Source organism: Streptomyces sp. NPDC101166, from assembly GCF_044768125.1.
GTDB lineage: Bacteria > Actinomycetota > Actinomycetes > Streptomycetales > Streptomycetaceae > Streptomyces.
In genome coordinates, this window is the sequence record NZ_JBIWPF010000025.1 from 16,748 (window position 1) to 35,495 (window position 18,748).

The following is an 18,748-nucleotide window of genomic DNA, read 5'->3' on the forward strand; positions in this document are numbered from 1 at the left end:
TGGACTGCGGTGGACGCCCGTGCCGTGTGGGGGCGGCGGGCGTTCGGACGAGCGACCACACTATCGGCAGAACCAAAAGGGGCGACGCGAAGCGTCTCGATGAGGGGCGGTGGGCGGGCGAGGACGGCCCGCCGCCTGTGGATAACCCACCGGCGACGGGCCGTTCACGATCTTCCCGCTGGGGGAGGCGGGCCGTCCGCTCAGACGGCCGCCTTCTTGAGTCTGCGGCGTTCCCGCTCGGACAGGCCGCCCCAGATGCCGAAGCGTTCGTCGTTGGCGAGTGCGTACTCGAGGCATTCGGAGCGGACCTCGCACGCGAGGCAGACCTTCTTCGCCTCCCGGGTGGAGCCGCCCTTCTCGGGGAAGAAGGACTCGGGGTCGGTCTGGGCGCACAGTGCGCGCTCCTGCCAGCCGAGTTCCTCGCCCGCGTCGTCGACCAGCAGTTGCTGCACCAGCTCGGTCATGTGCGCCCCTCGCTCTGTCTTTCGCGTCCCCGTGACGTGGCCGTTACCGATGTCGGCTGAACGACACGAGTGAAATTACAAGTGTGCTGCTCCGGGCGAGTCAAGCTGAGATCTGCTATTGAGCCCCTTATTCACTCTGCGGAACCAAGGCCGTGCGGTAAGTGTTCAAATCGCCATAAACCTTGACACGCAGCCGAGGGCCCGGCGGACACCTCGCCCGCACAACGCCTGCACGAGGGAGGACGCCCAGTGGTTCGATCCCGTTCCGACACGCGCGCGGAAGCGAACCTGATCACAGTCGGATCACGAGGTCACCACGAGGCTTGCGTGCCCGGCATGTGCGCCATGTGTCCCGGCCAGGGCATGCACAAACCTTTCACCTCACAGATGAACCTGATGAGGTGAATGGGCCCCGTGCGGGGGTGGTCGAGTTGACAGCGGGAGTGTGAACCGGTGTCCTAGTGGGCATGCTCGCGAACTCGGCACTCACCTCGACCCGCACCGCCGGGTCCCACGGTGCTGCCCGCTCTCGCTGTAGCTGTTGTCGTTCCTGCGGCTGTTGAGCCTCACCCGCTCCGGTCCCTCCCGGTCCACCGCGACCGAACCGCTCGGTTTCACGCCCGCACCCGGGCTTCCCTGCCGCCCGTGACCCGGGCGGACGGCACGTGCACCCAGCCCCCGCTTCTTCCGCCGAGGAACCCCCGCATCCCATGAACAGCGACAGCGACCTCCAGATCGCCGGCGACATCCTCGAAGTCCCGCACCTCCTCCAGGCTCCCCGCGAACACCCTTCCACCGTCGCGGAGTTCGTCGGCATGGCCCGCTCCATCGCCGCCGACCGCTCCCAGTGGGAGCACCTCGTCCGCTACGACGCCACGACCCGCTGGTACCACCGGCTGCGCACCGGGCCCGGCTACGAGGTGTGGCTGCTGTCCTGGGTGCCCGGACAGGGCAGCGGAGCGCACGACCACGGCCGCTCCTCGGGTGTGCTGACCGTCCTGGACGGCGCGCTGACCGAGCACACCGAGCGCGGCACGCGCGTGCTGGACGCGGGAGCGCAGCGCGTCTTCGCGCCGGGGTACGCGCACGAGGTCGTCAACGACGCGCTGGAACCGGCGGTCAGCCTGCACGTCTACTTCCCCGGCCTGACCGAGATGCCCATGCACACGGCGCCCCACTGCGAGGGACGCGGCGAGGACCGCAGCGAGGCCGACGCGCTGACCGCCTGACGGCGGCCGGCCGCGCCGGACCGGCTGCACGCCCACCGAGGAACCGGCAGCACGCCACCGCACCGGCCGCGCGCCGCGTTGTCGTACCCGCCTGCGAGACTTGCGCCATGCGCATTGTGGTTCTGGCAGGCGGCATCGGCGGTGCCCGGTTTTTGCGCGGCCTGAAGCGGGCCGTGCCGGACGCGGACATCACGGTCATCGGCAACACCGGGGACGACATCCACCTCTTCGGGCTGAAGGTCTGCCCGGACCTCGACACGGTGATGTACACGCTCGGCGGCGGCATCAACGAGGAGCAGGGCTGGGGGCGGGCCGAGGAGACGTTCCATCTGAAGGAGGAGCTCGCCGCGTACGGCGTGGGCCCCGAGTGGTTCGGGCTGGGCGACCGGGACTTCGCCACGCACATCGTGCGGACACAGATGCTCGGCGCCGGCTACCCGCTGAGCGCGGTGACCGAGGCGCTGTGCGACCGGTGGAAGCCGGGCGTGCGGCTGATCCCGATGACCGACGACCGGGTCGAGACCCATGTCGCCGTCGAGGTCGACGGGGAGCGCAAGGCGGTCCACTTCCAGGAGTACTGGGTGCGGCTGCGGGCGTCCGTGCCGGCCGAGGCGATCGTGCCGGTGGGCGCCGACCAGGCGAAGCCCGCTCCGGGGGTCCTGGAGGCGATCGCGGAGGCGGACGTCGTCCTCTTCCCGCCGTCGAACCCGGTCGTCTCCGTCGGCACGATCCTCGCCGTGCCCGGCGTGCGCGAGGCGATCGCGGAGGCGGGGGTCCCGGTGGTCGGCCTCTCCCCCATCGTCGGGGACGCGCCCGTGCGCGGCATGGCCGACAAGGTGCTCGCGGCGGTCGGCGTGGAGTCGACGGCCGCGGCGGTCGCCGAGCACTACGGCTCGGGCCTCCTCGACGGCTGGCTCGTGGACACCGTCGACGCGGGCGTCGTCGACCGGGTCGAGACAGCCGGGATCCGCTGCCGGGCCGTGCCGCTGATGATGACCGACGTCGAGACGACCGCGGTGATGGCCCGCGAGGCCCTGGCCCTGGCGGAGGAGGTGCGGGGAGCGTGACCGTCGGGAACACGAGAGCGGACATGGAGAGCGGTTACCGGGTCTGGGCCGTGCCCGGGCTGCCCGAGGTGCACGCCGGGGACGACCTCGCCAAGCTGATCGCCGCCGCCGAGCCCGCGCTCGTCGACGGGGACGTGCTGCTGGTGACGTCGAAGATCGTGTCCAAGGCGGAGGGGCGGATCGTCCGGGCCGAGGACCGCGAGGCCGCCGTGGACGCCGAGACCGTCCGGGTCGTGGCCCGGCGCGGTGCGCTGCGGATCGTGGAGAACCGGCAGGGTCTCGTGATGGCCGCGGCCGGCGTCGACGCCTCCAACACCCCCGCCGGCACAGTGCTGTTGCTGCCCGAGGACCCGGACGCCTCCGCGCGCGCGATCCGCGACGGGCTGCGCGAAGCCCTCGGCGTGAGCGTCGGCGTCGTCGTCACCGACACCTTCGGGCGGCCCTGGCGTGCGGGTCTCACGGACGTCGCCATCGGCGCCGCCGGTGTGCGCGTGCTCGACGACCTGCGCGGGGGCGCGGACGCGCACGGCAACCCGCTGAGCGCGACCGTCGTCGCGACGGCCGACGAACTGGCCGCCGCGGGCGACCTGGTGAAGGGCAAGGCGGCGGGACTGCCGGTGGCGGTCGTGCGCGGCCTGGGTCATGTGGTCGCCGACGGCGACGCGGAGGGCGCGCGGGCCATGGTGCGCGGCGCGCGCGACGACATGTTCCGGCTCGGCACCTCCGAGGCGGTGCGGCTGGCGGTCACCCAGCGGCGGACCGTGCGTGCCTTCACCGACGAGCCCGTCGACGCCGGGGCGGTACGGCGGGCCGTGGCGGCGGCGGTCACGGCGCCCGCGCCGCACCACACGACGCCGTGGCGGTTTGTGCTGCTGGAGTCGCCCGCGTCCCGCCTGCGGCTGCTGGACGCGATGCGGGACGCGTGGATCGCGGACCTGCGCCGGGACGGCAAGTCCGAGGAGTCGATCGCCAAGCGGGTGCGGCGCGGGGACGTGCTGCGCAACGCGCCCTACCTGGTCGTTCCGTGTCTGGTCATGGACGGGTCGCACACGTACGGCGATCCGCGGCGGGACGGGGCCGAGCGGGAGATGTTCGTCGTGGCGACCGGGGCGGGCGTGCAGAACTTCCTGGTCGCGCTGGCCGGGGAGCGGCTGGGGTCCGCGTGGGTGTCGTCGACGATGTTCTGCCGGGACGTCGTGCGGGAGGCGCTGGAGCTGCCGCCGGAGTGGGATCCGATGGGCGCGGTGGCGGTCGGGCATCCGGCCGAGGAGCCGAGGGCGCGCGCGGAGCGGGACGCGGGGTCGTTCATCGAGGTCCGGTGAGTGGCGTAGGGGTGCCTCCGCCGTCGCGGCTGCCTTTACTCTCGTAGAACCTCTTCCGCTTTCCCCGGGAACCTCTCCGTGTCTGGACGATTCGATCCCCGGCCCACGCGTACGACCGTGCGCGGCGGGCATGTCGCCGTGCCCGGCGGGGTGCCCCGGCAGGTCGGGGCCGGGGCCGGGGCGGCGCGGGTGCGGACATGGACGCCGGAGGGAGCGCTGGACCTGGGGCTGGTGCTGGGGCCGCTGCGCAGGGGGCCCGGCGATCCGACGTTCCGGGCCATGCCCGACGGGTCGGTGTGGCGGACCGCTCTGACGCCCGCCGGGCCGGGGACTCTCCGGGTCTGCTCGGCCCCCGGCGGCGGCGCGGTGCGCGGGGAGGCGTGGGGGCCGGGGGCGCGGTGGCTGCTGGAGCGGATGCCGGACCTGCTCGGCGCGTCGGACGACCCGGACGCGTTCACGCCCCGGCACCGGGTGGTGGCGATGGCCCGGCACCGGCGGCCGGGACTGCGGCTGACGCGGACCGGGCTGGTGCTGGAGTCGCTGATCCCGTCGGTCCTGGAGCAGAAGGTCACGACCGACGAGGCGTACCGGGCGTGGCGGATGCTGGTGCGGAAGTTCGGGGAGCCCGCGCCGGGACCGGGGCCGGTGGGCGGGCCGATGTTCGTGATGCCGGCGCCGCGGACGTGGGCGCTGATCCCGTCGTGGGAGTGGCACCGGGCCGGGGTGGACGACAAGCGGGCGTCGACGATCCTGCGGGCGGTGCGGGTCGCCGCCCGGCTGGAGGAGGCGGTGCGGATGGAGCCTTCGGCCGCGCGGGAGCGGTTGGAGGTCGTGCCGGGGATCGGGCCGTGGACGTCGGCGGAGACGGTGCAGCGCAGTCACGGGGCGGCGGACGAGGTCACCGTGGGAGATCTGCATCTGCCGGGGATCGTCGGGTTCGCGCTGGCGGGGGACCGGGAGGCGGACGACGCGGTGATGCTGGAGTTGCTGGAGCCGTACGCGGGGCAGCGGCATCGTGCGGCCCGGCTGATTCTGCTGAGCGGACGGGTGCCGGGGCGGCGGGCGCCGAAGATGCGCAAGACGGACATCGGGTTGTGGTGAGGCGCGATGGCCGGGCGGGAGGCCGGCCTCACCGCCCCCACCGCCCCTGCCCGTCCCGTACGGGACGGCCGGCCGGGGCTTCGGGCGTCTACTGGTCCGAGGAGAAGCGGACCGCTCCCGCCGGGATCTCCGCGTTGCACCAGATCCTCGCGCCGTCGCGGAGTTCGTTGTCCGCGCCGATGACCGCGTCGTCGCCGATGACCGTGCCGGTCAGGACGGAGCGTTCGCCGACGCGGGCCCGGGTGCCGATCAGGGAGTCGGTGATGACCGCGCCGGGCTCGATGACGGCGCCGGGCAGGATCGTCGAGCCGAAGACGCGCGCGCCCTCCGCGACGAAGGCGCCCTCGCCGACCACCGTGCCGCCGGTCAGCTTGGCGTCGGGGGCGACCGTGGCCGTCGGCAGGATCAGGCGGTCGCCGCAGCGGCCGGGCAGCGCCGGGGACGGGGCGCGGCCGAGGACGAGGTCGGCGGAGCCGCGGACGAAGGCCGCGGGCGTGCCGAGGTCCAGCCAGTACGTCGAGTCGACCATGCCCTGGAGGTGGGCGCCGGCTTCGAGGAGGCCGGGGAACGTCTCGCGCTCCACCGACACCGGCCGGTCGAGCGGGATGGTGTCGATGACCGAGCGGCGGAAGACGTACGCGCCCGCGTTGATCTGGTCGGTGACGATCTCCTCGGGCGTCTGGGGCTTCTCCAGGAACGCCAGCACCCTGCCCGAGTCGTCGGTGGGGACCAGTCCGTAGGCGCGCGGGTCGGTCACCTTGGTGAGGTGCAGGGAGACGTCCGCCCCGGTCGTGGCGTGGGTGGAGACGAGCCTGCGGATGTCCAGGCCGGTGAGGATGTCGCCGTTGAAGACGAGCACCGGGTCGTCGGGGCCCGAGTGCAGCCGCGACGCGACGTTGCGGATCGCGCCACCGGTGCCGAGGGGCTCCTCCTCGGTGACGTACTCGATGTGCAGGCCCATCGACGCGCCGTCGCCGAAGTACGGCTCGAAGACCTCCGCCAGATAGCTCGTCGCGAGGACGATGTGCTCCACGCCCGCCGCTCTGGCCCGCGCCAGTTGGTGCGTCAGGAACGGCACCCCCGCTGCTCTGACCATCGGTTTGGGCGTGTGCACCGTGAGTGGGCGCAGCCGGGTGCCCTTGCCGCCGACCAGGAGGATCGCTTCTGTCACCTTCGTCTCTGCTTCCTGCCGGGACCGGCCGAACTTTCTTTCGGCCGGCCAGTGTATGCAGACCTCGTGCGGCAACTTCGACGGATGTGCGTCCGCATGGGTCCGCCCGGGCCGGGACCCGGTGAAGGGCCCGGCCCGGGCGTCCCGGGCCGACCTCAGCGCCCCTGGTAGCGCGCCGCCGTCGTACGGGCCGAGCCGAGCTTGCCGTAGAGCTGCCGTCCTGGGCATTCCGTGGCGAAGCCGTCCCGGTGACCGGAGATCACGTTCAGTCGTACGTTCTTACCTTTTGCGTACAGATTGCCACCGCCTGACTTCAGGTATGTCTTTCCGTTCGGATTGCCCCCGAAGAGACCCAACTTCCACGCCGTCAGACTGGCGATGGCCTTCACCGTCGCGGCGGACGGCTTGGCGCTGGTGTAGGTGCCGATGGCGGCGATGCCCATGCTGTTGCTGTTGAAGCCGAGGGTGTGGGCGCCCATGACCGCCTTCGTCACTCCTCCGGCGCGGCCCTCGTAGAGGGTTCCGCACTTGTCGACGAGGAAGTTGTAGCCGATGTCCCGCCAGCCCAGGCTCTTGACGTGGTAGCGGTAGATGCCGCGGATGACGGACGGGGCCTGGGCGCACGTGTAGTTGTTGCCCGAGGCGGTGTGGTGCACGAAGGCCGCCTTGACCGTCGTCGTGTAGCGGAAGCCGCTCTCCCGCAGCGACTCGTCGGCGCCCCAGCCGCGGCGGGTGACGATGCTCGGGCGGGGGCCGATGTAGGGCTTCGCCGCCCGCTGCCCCGGCGACAGCGGGGCTCCGGGGTGGGCGAGGAGGTCGCGTTCGGTCGCCTCGCGGTTCAGGGCGGGGATCTCGGTGGCTGCGGAGGCCTCGGCCGCCGCGGCGGTCCCGGGCGCGGCGGCCCGGGACGTCAGTGCCCGGGTGGCGGGGGCGGGGGCCGGGGCGGCGGTGCCCGGGTCGACGAGTTCGAGGCTCAGGCCCGCCGGGAGCGGGGCGGTCGACGCCGCGGTGCGGACGCCGCGCGCGGTGTCCTCCGTACGGTGGCCCGTGGCGGATCTGACACGGAGTTCGACGCCGTCGGAGTCGCCCACCCACAGGGGGGCGGTGGCGCCGCGGACACGGCCCGAGGAGCGTTCGGCGGCGTCCGGGTCGGCGCCGTGGTCGGCGTTGTGGGTCTCCACGTCCTGCCAGCCGGACCAGGCGCGGGACTTGGCGTCACGGGTACGGACCTGGACGCGGCCGTGCAGTTCGGCGTCCGGGTCGTCCCAGACGATGCCGAGGAGGGAGAACGGGCGTACGTCCCGGCGGGACACGCCCTGTTCGGCGCTGGCGCCGGCGCGGGCCCGGTCGCGGGTGAGGGGGGTCAGGGGCAGCGATTGGGTGCTGCCCGGGAGCGGGGCGGCGGGGCTCGTGGCCAGGGCCGCGGAGGTCGCCGTCTCCGCGGTCGGCGCCGGTCGCGCCGTCACCGCGGTGGCGGACGGCGTCAACGGGAGGGCGAGGGACGCCGCGCAGGTGACACCGATCGAGGTAGCAAGCAATCCACGCATGGCACTGATGCTGTGCACAGCGGTACCGGTCTGCCACCTCGGGCAGGTGACGGGCCGTCGGCGGCGTTCGGCCGAACCGGTGGTGTCAGGGCGGGTGTTCGGCGTGTGCGGCGCGTACGCTTGCGCGGGTGAACGCCACCGATCGCACCCCTGCCGACCTGCTGCGTTCCGCGCTCGCCGCGGATCCAGCGCGCCCGCTGGTGACCTTCTACGACGATGCCACCGGCGAACGGGTCGAATTGTCCGTGGCCACCTTCGCCAATTGGGTGGCCAAGACCTCGAACCTCCTCCAGGACGGCCTGTCCGTCGAACCCGGCGACCGGGTCGCGCTGCTGCTGCCCGCGCACTGGCAGACGGCGGTGTGGCTGCTGGCGTGTTCGTCGGTCGGCGTGATCGCGGACGTGGCGGGGGACGCGGCGCGGGCGGACGTCGTGGTGGCCGGGCCCGGCCGCTTCGAGGAGGGGCTCGCCTGCCGGGGGGAGCGGTACGCGCTGTCGCTGGCGCCGCTGGGGCGGCGGTTCGTGCCGGGGCCTCCGCAGGGGTACGCCGACTACGCCGTGGACGTGCCCGGTCACGGCGACCGGTTCACGCCGTACACGGCGGTCGATCCGGAGGAGCCGGCGCTGATCGTCGCCGGGGCCGAGTACACGGGCGCGGAGCTGGTGGAGCGGGCGCGGGGGGACGCGGGCGGGCTCGGCCTGACGGGGCCTGGGTCTCGGTTGCTGTCCGGGCTGGCGTACGACACCTGGGAGGGGCTGAGCGCGGGGCTGTACGCGCCGTTGGCCAGCGGGGGGTCCGTGGTGCTGTGCCCGAATCTGTCGCGGGCGGGGGAGGAAGCCGTGACCGCGCGGATCGAGAGTGAGCGGGTGACGGTGGTGCGCGCGGGGTCCTGAGCCCGCGGAAAACCGACAGGGCCGCCCCGTGCCCCCGGCGAGGGGTGTCGCCCCTCGCCTCTCCCCCGTCACCCGTTCGGCCCAGCCCCGCCCCCCACCCCCGTACGACGGGGGCCATCGTCGAGGGGTCGGGGTGTTCGGAGTCGGCCGGGAGGAGGGGTGGGTCGTGGTGGGTGAGACGGCTGGGGCCTCCGCGTCCGGCGTGGGCCTTCGGCGGCGGCGCCGGCGGTGGTGGGGGCGGGTCGGGGCGGGGGCCGTGGGAGTGGTGGTCGTGGGGGCGGGGGTGGCGGGGTGGGTGGTGTACGCGCTGCTCGACGGGAACATCACGCCCGACGAGGCGGCCGCGGCGGAACTCGCCCGGTACGAGAGCGAGCGGCCGACCGCGCTGGTGAAGGACGCTCGGAACATCCTGCTGATCGGGTCGGACTCGCGCTCCGGCGACGGCAACGGCGCCTACGGGCGGGACTCGGGCACGGAGCGGTCGGACACGACGATCCTGCTGCATCTGGCCGCCGGGCGGCGCAGCGCGACGGCGGTGTCGATCCCCCGGGATCTCATGGTCGACGTGCCCGGCTGCCGGCGGCGGGACGGATCGCGGACCGAACCGGTGTTCGCGATGTTCAACTACGCCTTTCAGACGGGCGGCTCCGCCTGCACCATCCGGACGGTGGAGAAGCTGACGGGGATCCGCGTCGACCACCACGTCGTCGTCGACTTCAGCGGGTTCAAGGAGATGGTGGAGGCGCTGGACGGGGTGCAGGTGTGCCTGAAGGAGCCGATCCACGACAAGGCGGCCAAGCTGTGGCTGCCGGCGGGGCGGGTGACGCTTGACGGGGAGCAGGCCCTCGGGTTCGTGCGCGCCCGCAAGTCCCTCGGCGACGGCAGCGACACCGACCGGATGGAGCGGCAGCAGCTGTTCCTGGGGGCGCTGGTCAGCAAGGTGCGTGGCAATGACGTTCTGCTGAACCCGGCGAAGCTGTATCCGGTGCTGGACGCGGCCACGTCCTCCCTCACCACCGATCCCGAGCTGGCGAGTCTGCGCGGACTCTACGAACTCGTGCGCGGTCTGCGGGAGATCCCCACGGAACGGGTGCAGTTCCTGACCGTTCCCCGGGAGTCGTACGCGGGCAACGCCAATCGCGACCAACTCGTGGAGCCCGAGGCGGAAGAGTTGTTCGAGCGGCTGCGCAGAGACGCTCCTGTGTCCGTCGCACGCACAGTCGGGCCCGGAGTCGCCCAGGGGCCGCGGGGAAGCGGCCGGAACCACACCCCTGCGCAGTCGCCCGACCACGGTGCGTACCGGTCGCCGTCGCCGCCCGCGCCCACGTTCAGCGGGAACACCGCCGCCCAGGACCTCTGTGCGTGAGCGCCCCGTGGCGACCGCGCGGTAAAGCGCTTGCCAAGTGAGGCGGTTCCGCGAACAACAGTTCAAGGAAATAGAACGAATTGCCCGATTGTGGGGAAGTGGAATTTGTCACCGTCGTCGCCCGACGCTGAACTGGGCGGATAGTGTGAGCGATCCGGTGCACCGGGCCAGAGGACCGTCCTGGGGTCGTGCACTGTGTGACCGAGACCCGAGCGCCTCTGAGGGGGGAAGGCGCCGCGTGGCCCCGACGGAGGATTCGGACAACCGTGGACGCGCAAGGCCGTGGGCGGGCGGACAACATCGATCCCGCAGACCAGTGGGTACTCAATCCGGACACCGGTGAATACGAACTGCGACTGAGTCATTCCGCACCGCAGTCGGCGGTGCCCGGACCTCGTAGATCCGCCTCCCGTGCGGCGGGAGCCGCAGGAGCGGTCCGCAGCCGTACACAGGCGCCGGACCGGCAGGCCCCGCAGAGCTCGGAGCAGCTCGCGGAGCAGCTTCCCGGGCCGCGTAGGCGCCGCGGTGTGCCGGAGGAGCCGCCGAACCGGCGCGGACGCCGGCCGGTGCGGAAGTCGAAGGCGAAGAAGATCCTGCTGTGGACCGGCGGGACGATGGCGTTCGTCCTGGTGGGCACCGCGGGCGCGGCCTACCTGTATCTGGAGCATCTCAACGGCAACATCACGTCCGTCTCCGACGACGGCGCGAGCACCGGCGGCTTCAGCAAGGACAAGGCGATCAACCTTCTGCTGATCGGCACCGACAAGCGCACCGGTTCGGGCAACGAGGGCTACGGCGACTCCGGCAGCGTCGGCCACGCCGACACCACGATCCTGCTGCACGTCTCAAAGGACCGCACCAACGCGACGGCGTTGAGCATCCCGCGCGACCTGATGGTGGACATCCCGGACTGCCAGACCGAGCAGGAGGACGGCTCCACCAAGGTCATCCCGGGCACGCAGAACGCCCGTTTCAACACCAGCCTCGGCCAGGACGGTCGTACGCCCAGCTGCACCATGCGCACCGTGACCGAGCTGACCGGGGTCACCCCGGACAACTTCATGGTGGCCGACTTCAACGCGGTCAAGACGCTGACCACGGCGGTCGGCGGGGTCGAGGTGTGCCTGGCCAAGGACATCGACGACCCGGACTCGCATCTGAAGCTGTCCAAGGGCACGCACGTCATCGCGGGCGAGCAGGCGCTCGCGTACGTGCGCACCCGGCACTCGGTGGGCTTCGGCGGCGACCTGAGCCGGATCGACATCCAGCAGCAGTTCCTCAGCTCGCTGATGCGCAAGCTGAAGTCGAACGACACCCTCACCAGCCCCGGCAAGATGATCGGGCTGGCGGAGGCGGGCACCAAGGCGCTCACCGTCGACAGGCAGCTCAAGAGCATCGACAAGCTGAAGGACCTGGGTCTGGAGCTGGGCAAGCTCAACACCGAGAACCTGACCTTCGCCACGGTCCCGGTGGTCGACAACCCGGCGGAGAAGGTGAAGGCGACCGTCGTGCTCAACGCGTCGACCGCCCCCACCGTCTTCCAGATGATCCGCGACGACGTGTCGTTCACCGAGGTGAAGCAGCAGGCGCAGGCCTCCAAGGACGCGGCGGCGGCGGCCGCGGCGGCCCGGCTCAAGGGCCCCCAGTCCGCGGCCTCCGAGGTGCGCGTGCAGGTCATGAACGGCGGGGCCCCCGCCGGCAGCGCGCAGGAGACGCTGACCTGGCTGCAGAACACCAAGGGCATCACGAAGTCGGAGAACGCGGGCAACGCCCCCGCACCGCTCGGCACGACGACGCTCGAGTACGCGCCCGACCAGGCCCCCCAGGCGCGCAAGCTCGCCGCCGTGATGGGGCTGTCGGGGGCCGCGCTCAAGCCGGGCAAGAGCGTCCAGAACGCCCAGGGTCTGCCGACGATGACGCTGACGCTGGGCAAGGACTTCAAGGGCGCGGGCGTCTCGCTCACGACTCCGACCAAGGTGCCGGACTCCGTTCAGAAGTCCACCGCGGACAAGGTCAAGTGCGCCAAGTAGGTAACCCTGCGGGCCCGTCGTGCGTCTGACTTGACGCGGGACGGGCCCGTGTCAGGCGCAGGGCGGGGAGGGCAGGGGAAGTGGCGCGGAGCAGTGTGCGGTCGAACACGGCCGAGGCCGAGGAGTCGGCGGCCAAGGCGGCGGTGGCGGACCACGTCGGGGCGGCGGACGGCCAGGGGCCGGCGACGGGCGGCATCGAGACGGCGGCCGGCGACCGCGACGCGGCCGGGGACGCCCCCGCCGAAGCGGGCGGCAACGACGGTGGTGACGGCGGCGACGGCCGGGGGGACGACGGCGACGGCGGTGACGGCGGGGGGCCCAGAGCCGGCAGCGGTCCCGACCGCAGACGGCGCAGACGGCGCGTGCTGCGCTGGTCGGCGACGCTCCTGGCGATCGTCATACTCGGCGGCGCGGGGGCCGGATACCTCTACTACGAGCATCTCAACGGCAACATCAAGAGCGACGACCTCAACCTGGGCGACGCCAAGGACCGCGCGGCCGAACCGACGGCCAACGCCGCCGGGCAGAAACCGCTGAACATCCTGCTCATCGGCTCCGACGCCCGCAACACCGCCGAGAACCAGAAGCTCGGCGGCGCCAAGGACACCTTCGACGGCCCCCCGCTGGCCGACGTGCAGATGCTGCTGCACGTCTCCGCGGACCGCAGCAACATGTCGGTGATCAGCATGCCGCGCGACACGCTGCTCGACATCCCCAAGTGCACGGACCCCGACGACGGGCACGAGTACGCGGCGCTGAGGAACGAGATGACCAACGTCTCGCTGGGGCGCGGCGGGCCGGGCTGCACCGTGGCCACCTGGGAGAAGCTCACCGACATCCACATCGACCACTTCATGATGATCGACTTCTCCGGGGTCGTGTCGATGGCCGACGCCATCGGCGGCGTCCCGGTGTGCGTCGACGCCAGCGTCTACTCGCACACCCGCGACGGCAAGGGCTCCGGCCTGCGGCTGCCGGAGGGCACGCACTCCGTCAAGGGCCGCCAGGCCTTGCAGTGGCTGCGCACCCGCTACGGCTTCGAGGACGACACCGACCTCGCCCGCGCCAAGGCACAGCACATGTACATGAACTCGATGGTCCGTCAGCTGCGGTCCGAGGCGAAGCTGACCAACCCCAACGCGCTGCGCAAGCTCGCCGAGGCCGCCACCCGGGCGATCACCGTGGACGACGGCCTGGACACCATCACCAGGATGTACGACCTGGCCACCGAGCTGCAGAAGGTCCCCACCGAGCGCATCACCATGACGACGATGCCCAACCGCTACTCGGGCCCCCGGGTCGTGCCCACCGAGGACGCGGCGAAGCTGTTCCGGCTGGTGCGCGAGGACATCGCCCTCGACGGCAAGAACGCCAGGAAACCCCCCGCCACCGCCACCACCGCGAGCCCCTCGCCCACGGTCACCGACAGGGCCGCCCCGGACGGCGACATCGCGGTGCAGGTCCACAACAGCACCCGCGGCGACGGCCGGGCCGCGGCCCGCGGACGGGCGGCCACGGTCACGCAGCTGCTGGCCGGCAAGGGCTTCACCGGCGCCGTGGCGGACACCTCGACGGCCACCTCCGAGAAACAGACCGTGATCCGCTACCCGAGCGCCGACCTCCAGGGCGACGCCGAACGGGTCGCCGAGGCGCTCGGCATCCCCAGGAGCCAGGTCAAGAGGTCCACCGACGTCACCGGCGTCACCCTCTACGTCGGGGCGGACTGGCGCTCGGGCTCCGCCTACGCCCCGCCCAAGGGGGAACAGAAGGCCGAGGAGGACGACAACACGCCGACGTCGGCGGAAGCGATGAACGCCGCCGACACCAGCCAGTGCATGCACGTGGACCCGGCCTACAGCTGGTAGCCCGGGCCCGGCACGGCGCTAGGTGGCGCTGAGGACCGCCGGCCGGCGGGAGGCGATGACCTTCCTCGCCAGCGCCCTCGGGCTGGTCAGGAAGCCGTACCCCCACGACATGTGCATGGTGGCGAGGGCCACGGGAATCCGCAGCCGCGCCTTCAGCGGCAGGCCCTTCCCGGCCGGCGCCGACCCCGCGACGATCGCCGCGAGGTAGCCGGCCGGGATCACGAAACCGGCCGGCGTCACCGACACGCCGACGAGCACACCGGCCGCGATCGCGCACACCGCCGTCGGCGGGGCCAGATAGCGCAGGTTGATCGAGCCCGCGTGGTAGCGGGCGACGACGTGCCGCCAGCGCCCGTAGTCCTTGTACTGCTTGGCCAGCGCCTTCACGGTGGGCCGCGGCCGGTAGGACACCCTCAGCTCGGGCGAGAACCAGATCAGCCCGCCGGCCTCCCGGATACGGAAGTTCAGCTCCCAGTCCTGGGCGCGGATGAACTCCTCGTTGTAGCCGCCCTGCCGCTCCAGCGCCTCACGCCGGAACACCCCGAGGTACACCGTCTCGGCGGGACCCGCCTGGCCGCCGGTGTGGAACGCCGCGTTGCCGACGCCGATCTTCGAGGTCATCGCGGCGGCGACGGCCCGCTCCCAGTCGTTCTCGCCCTCGGCGTGCATGATCCCGCCCACGTTCTGCGCGCCGGTCTCCTCCAGCAGGCGCACCGCGGTGGCGATGTAGTCCGGGGAGAGCATCCCGTGCCCGTCGACCCGGACCACCACCGGATGCCGGGAGGCCTTGATCGCGGCGTTGAGCGCGGCGGGCGTACGGCCCGTGGGATTGGGCACGGTGTGCACCCGCTTGCTGCCCAGGGAGGCGGTCTCGGCCACGAGCTCGGCGGCGATCTCGTCCGTGCGGTCCGTGGACGGACCGAGGGCGATCACGACCTCCATCTCGCCGGCGTACTCCTGCGCGAGGATCGCTTGGACGGCTCCGCGCAGATGCCGCTCCTCGTTGAGGACGGGCATGATGACGGACACGGCGGGGAGCTGCACGTCGGACTTGGCGTTCATAAGGCCCTCACGTTACCGCGAACGGGGGACACCGGTGCGCCCCGCCGGTGGCGGTACGCCGGGCTACAGATCGTATGGGCCTACGGTGCTCACGGTTCCCCCTCGTACGGCCGCAGCCCGGAGGTGTCCCGCATGCCCCCCACCCCGCCCCGGTCCCCCGCCTCCCGGCCCGCACGCCGCCCGCAGCCCCCGCGGCGCGCGGCGCGTTCGCCCGTCCGGCGCAGACGCCCGCGCTGGGCCATGCGGGCGGCGACGACCCTCTCGGTCGTGATCCTCGCCTCGGCCGGCATCGGCCACTCGGTGGTCAGCAGCCTCGACGCGAACATCGTCCGCGTCGACGCCTTCAAGGACATGAAGAACCGCCCGCAGGCCGGTCACGGCATGAACGTGCTGCTCGTCGGCACCGACGGCCGCGACCGCGTCACGGAGGCGGAGCGCCGGCGCTACCGGCTGGGCGGAGCGCCCTGCCACTGCACCGACACGATCATGATCCTGCACATCTCGGAGGACCGGGAGCGGGCGAGCGTGGTCAGCCTGCCGCGCGACTCGTACGCCGAGACGCCCGCGCACGTCGACCAGCTGAGCGGCCGCCCGCACCACGGCCACCCCCTCAAGATCAACGCGGCGTACGCGGAGGGCGGCCCGCAGCTCACCGTGCGGACGGTCGAGCGCATGACCCGGGTCAAGATCGACCACTACCTGGAGGTCGACTTCACCAGCTTCATGCGGACGGTCGACGCCCTCGGCGGGGTCAAGGTGTGCACCACCCGGCCCCTGAGGGACACCTACACCGGGCTGGACCTCCCGCCCGGCACGCACACCCTGACCGGCGGCGCCGCCCTGCAGTACGTGCGCTCCCGGCACCTCGACGCCGCCTCCGACCTCGGCCGGATGAAGCGCCAGCAGCGCTTCCTGGCCGCCCTCGTCGACCGCGCCACCTCCTCCGGCCTGCTGCTGAACCCGCTGAGATTCCGGGACGTGGCCCGCGCCGCGCTCGGCTCCGTACGGGCCGACCGCGACTTCGGCGCGGACGAGCTGCTCGATCTCGGCCGGGCGATGCGTACGTTCTCCCCGGCCTCCTCGGAGTTCACGACCGTCCCGGTCGGTGAGATGGGGCACGTCGTGAAGGGCATCGGCTCGACCCTGAAGTGGGACACCGCCAAAGCGGAGCGCGTCTTCAGGCTGCTGCGCGAGGACAAGCCGCTCGCCTCCGCCGCCCCCGAGCCCCCCGCCCCGGTCGCCTCCGTCGATGTGCCCCCGCAGCAGATCAGCGTCCAGGTCGAGAACGGCACGCCCACGCCGGGCCTGGCCAAGCGGGTCGACCGGGACCTCGCGGCCACCGGCTTCCGCGCCACCGGCCGTCCGACCCCCGCCCCCGACCGGGCCGTCGCGCGGACGGTCATCAGCTACGACCCCCGCTGGGACCGCTCCGCCCGCTCCCTGGCCGCCGCCCTCCCCGGCAGCGCCCTGCGCCCGGTCCCCGGGCTGGGCCCCACGCTGAAGGTGACGGTGGGCACGGACTTCCGCGAGGTCCGCAAGGTACGCGCCGCCGCCCCGGAACCGGGCGAGTCGACAGTGGTGCGGGGCGACGAGGTGGACTGCTCCTGAGCGGGCGCCCCGCTCCGGGCGGGACGCCGGCTCACGGGCTCGGACACGACCGTGTCAGTCCTCGAACCCCTCCGCGGCCCGGCGGGCGCGCAGGTCCATGATCGCGCGGCGGCGGGCCAGCCGGTGGGTGCGGCGGATCTGGGCCTCCTGGCAGCGCCGCCGGTCGCGGTCGGTCTCCGGGAGGACCGGCGGCACCCGGCGCGGCTTGCCGTCGGCGTCGACGGCGGCGAAGACGAGGTAGGCCGAGCCGACCTGGGTGGCCGGGGCGGACTCGTTCCACCGTTCGGCCATGACCCGCACGCCCACCTCCATGGAGGTCCGGCCGGTCCAGTTCACCTGTGCCTTCACATGGACCAGGTCGCCGACGCGGACCGGCTCCAGGAACGCCATCTCGTCCATGGACGCGGTGACGGCGGGCCCGCCCGAGTGCCGGCCGGCCACGGCCCCCGCGGCGTCGTCGACGAGCTTCATGATCACCCCGCCGTGCACCGTCCCCAGCAGGTTGGTGTCGTTGTGCGTCATGATGTGGCTGAGCGTGGTGCGGGACGCGGACGTGGGCTTACCCGGGATGTCCGAGCTGCCCGAGTCCACTGCGGTGACCTGGTCTGTCATGTCCTCCACCCTATGCCGAGGCGGACGAGCCGGGATTTTGTGTCAGCTTGGCAACAGCGGGGCCCTGATTCTCCGACGCCCCTTGTAAGGCACACCGCTGTGCCCTGCACACTGGTCCGCATGAACGAGTGGCCCGAGGGACGGTCGGACGACGACCGCGGCAACCGGTACGGAAGCGGCAGCGCGAACGCACAGCCGGAGAGCGCGCGCGTCATGCGGCAGGTCCGCCGTGGCCCCGCAGCCCCGCCGAACAGCCCCGGCGTCCCGCAGCAGCCGTCGTACGTCGACGGCCAGGGATACGGCGACTACACCGACGCGAGGAACACCGGATACGACAGCGGCTACAACACGGGCCAGGTCTACGGGGGCGGCGGGTCCGACGGCGGCGGCCCCGGGAGATACAGCGACCCGCGTCCCGCGCCGAACTGGCGGCGCCGCATCAAGTGGACGGCGATCAGCCTCGTCACGGTGCTGGTGGTGACGACCGTCGGCACGTACTTCTGGGCGGACTCCAAGCTGCACCGCGAGGTCGACCTGTCGAAGGTCATCGACCGGCCGGAGGCGGGCGAGGGCACCAACTACCTGATCGTCGGCTCCGACAGCCGCGCGGGCATGACCGCCGAGGACAAGAAGAAGCTGCACACCGGCTCCGCCGAGGGCAAGCGGACCGACTCGATGATGATCCTGCACACCGGCTCCAACGGCGACACCCTGGTCTCGCTGCCCCGCGACTCCGACGTGGAGATACCGTCCTTCGTGGGCTCCGACTCCGGCAAGACCTACAAGGCCACCGGCCGGCACGTGAAACTCAACGCGGCCTACGCGGAGGACGGCCCCGAGCTGCTGGTGCGCACCGTCGAGTTCAACACCGGCCTGCGCATCGACCACTACGTCGAGATCGGCTTCGCCGGCTTCGCCAACATCGTCGACGCGGTCGGCGGCGTCGAGATGGACATCCCGCAGGACATCAAGGACACCAAGTCCGGCGCCGACTTCAAGAAGGGCAAGCAGACCCTGGACGGGCAGCAGGCCCTCGCCTTCGTCCGCACCCGCTACGCGCTCGCCGGCTCCGACCTGGACCGCACGAAGAACCAGCAGAAGTTCCTGTCCGCCCTCGCGGGCCAGGTCGCCACCCCGGGCACGATCCTCAACCCGTTCAAGCTCTACCCGACCATGGGCGCGGGCCTGGACTCCCTGATCGTCGACAAGGACATGGGCCTGTACGACCTGGGGTCGATGTTCTGGGCGATGAAGGGCGTCAGCGGCGGCGACGGCAAGTCGATGAACATGCCGATCTCCGGCTCCACCGGCGGCAACCTCGTCTGGGACAAGACCAAGGTGCAGCAGCTGGTCAAGGAACTGAAGAACGACGAGAAGGTGACCGTCTCCGGCAACTGAGCTTCCACGCACG

The 18,748-nt window shown here is 72.2% G+C and carries 15 protein-coding genes; 10 read left to right on the forward strand and 5 right to left on the reverse strand.

Annotated elements, in window-relative coordinates; all coding sequences use genetic code 11:
• Window positions 1-200: 200 nt before the first annotated feature.
• Window positions 201-464, reverse strand: a complete 264-nt coding sequence (locus tag ACIRS4_RS31740; protein WP_030792866.1) for a WhiB family transcriptional regulator — start codon at window positions 462-464, stop codon at window positions 201-203.
• A 710-nt stretch (window positions 465-1,174) separates the two neighbouring features.
• On the opposite strand from ACIRS4_RS31740, the gene ACIRS4_RS31745 reads away from it, so the two are divergent.
• The 4 genes from ACIRS4_RS31745 to ACIRS4_RS31760 all read left to right on the forward strand — a co-directional run bounded on the left by ACIRS4_RS31745 (window position 1,175) and on the right by ACIRS4_RS31760 (window position 5,183).
• Window positions 1,175-1,693 (forward strand): cysteine dioxygenase, encoded by a 519-nt coding sequence (locus tag ACIRS4_RS31745; RefSeq protein WP_404202587.1) that lies wholly within the window; start codon window positions 1,175-1,177, stop codon window positions 1,691-1,693.
• A gap of 107 nt (window positions 1,694-1,800) precedes the next feature.
• Window positions 1,801-2,760: a 2-phospho-L-lactate transferase gene (cofD, locus tag ACIRS4_RS31750; protein WP_404202590.1), complete on the forward strand. Its 960-nt coding sequence runs from the start codon at window positions 1,801-1,803 to the stop codon at window positions 2,758-2,760.
• A gap of 23 nt (window positions 2,761-2,783) precedes the next feature.
• On the forward strand, window positions 2,784-4,082 hold the full coding sequence (locus tag ACIRS4_RS31755) for a coenzyme F420-0:L-glutamate ligase (RefSeq protein ID WP_404202687.1): 1,299 nt from the start codon (window positions 2,784-2,786) through the stop codon (window positions 4,080-4,082).
• A gap of 78 nt (window positions 4,083-4,160) precedes the next feature.
• A complete protein-coding gene (locus tag ACIRS4_RS31760) occupies window positions 4,161-5,183 on the forward strand; it encodes a DNA-3-methyladenine glycosylase family protein (protein WP_404202592.1) in 1,023 nt (340 codons plus the stop codon).
• Window positions 5,184-5,271: 88 nt separating this feature from the next.
• On the opposite strand, the gene ACIRS4_RS31765 is transcribed toward ACIRS4_RS31760, so the two are convergent.
• Window positions 5,272-6,354, reverse strand: coding sequence for a sugar phosphate nucleotidyltransferase (locus ACIRS4_RS31765; RefSeq protein WP_404202594.1), 1,083 nt, complete (start codon window positions 6,352-6,354; stop codon window positions 5,272-5,274).
• A gap of 155 nt (window positions 6,355-6,509) precedes the next feature.
• A complete protein-coding gene (locus ACIRS4_RS31770; protein ID WP_404202596.1) occupies window positions 6,510-7,901 on the reverse strand; it encodes a peptidoglycan recognition protein in 1,392 nt (463 codons plus the stop codon).
• A gap of 128 nt (window positions 7,902-8,029) precedes the next feature.
• Here ACIRS4_RS31770 and ACIRS4_RS31775 point away from each other — a divergent pair, with 128 nt between their 5' ends.
• The 4 genes from ACIRS4_RS31775 to ACIRS4_RS31790 all read left to right on the forward strand — a co-directional run bounded on the left by ACIRS4_RS31775 (window position 8,030) and on the right by ACIRS4_RS31790 (window position 14,055).
• Window positions 8,030-8,794 carry a TIGR03089 family protein gene (locus tag ACIRS4_RS31775; RefSeq protein ID WP_404202598.1) on the forward strand — a complete coding sequence of 255 codons (765 nt, stop codon included), beginning with the start codon at window positions 8,030-8,032 and terminating at the stop codon, window positions 8,792-8,794.
• Between the two features lie 166 nt (window positions 8,795-8,960).
• Window positions 8,961-10,160 carry an LCP family protein gene (locus ACIRS4_RS31780; protein ID WP_404202600.1) on the forward strand — a complete coding sequence of 400 codons (1,200 nt, stop codon included), beginning with the start codon at window positions 8,961-8,963 and terminating at the stop codon, window positions 10,158-10,160.
• Window positions 10,161-10,426: 266 nt separating this feature from the next.
• The gene (locus tag ACIRS4_RS31785) at window positions 10,427-12,190 is read left to right on the forward strand and encodes an LCP family protein (RefSeq protein ID WP_404202602.1); all 1,764 of its coding nucleotides are present in this window, start codon (window positions 10,427-10,429) and stop codon (window positions 12,188-12,190) included.
• 95 nt (window positions 12,191-12,285) lie between these two features.
• Entirely contained in the window at window positions 12,286-14,055 is a 1,770-nt protein-coding gene (locus tag ACIRS4_RS31790) for an LCP family protein (RefSeq protein WP_404202604.1), read from the forward strand.
• 18 nt (window positions 14,056-14,073) lie between these two features.
• On the opposite strand, the gene ACIRS4_RS31795 is transcribed toward ACIRS4_RS31790, so the two are convergent.
• Window positions 14,074-15,117 (reverse strand): glycosyltransferase family 2 protein, encoded by a 1,044-nt coding sequence (locus ACIRS4_RS31795; protein ID WP_404202606.1) that lies wholly within the window; start codon window positions 15,115-15,117, stop codon window positions 14,074-14,076.
• A gap of 132 nt (window positions 15,118-15,249) precedes the next feature.
• Between ACIRS4_RS31795 and ACIRS4_RS31800 the strand changes: the two genes are divergently transcribed.
• Window positions 15,250-16,725, forward strand: coding sequence for an LCP family protein (locus ACIRS4_RS31800; protein WP_404202608.1), 1,476 nt, complete (start codon window positions 15,250-15,252; stop codon window positions 16,723-16,725).
• 54 nt (window positions 16,726-16,779) lie between these two features.
• Here ACIRS4_RS31800 and ACIRS4_RS31805 read toward each other — a convergent pair whose 3' ends face one another.
• A complete protein-coding gene (locus ACIRS4_RS31805; RefSeq protein WP_404202610.1) occupies window positions 16,780-17,337 on the reverse strand; it encodes an acyl-CoA thioesterase in 558 nt (185 codons plus the stop codon).
• A gap of 120 nt (window positions 17,338-17,457) precedes the next feature.
• Between ACIRS4_RS31805 and ACIRS4_RS31810 the strand changes: the two genes are divergently transcribed.
• On the forward strand, window positions 17,458-18,735 hold the full coding sequence (locus tag ACIRS4_RS31810; protein ID WP_404202612.1) for an LCP family protein: 1,278 nt from the start codon (window positions 17,458-17,460) through the stop codon (window positions 18,733-18,735).
• Window positions 18,736-18,748 lie beyond the last annotated feature (13 nt).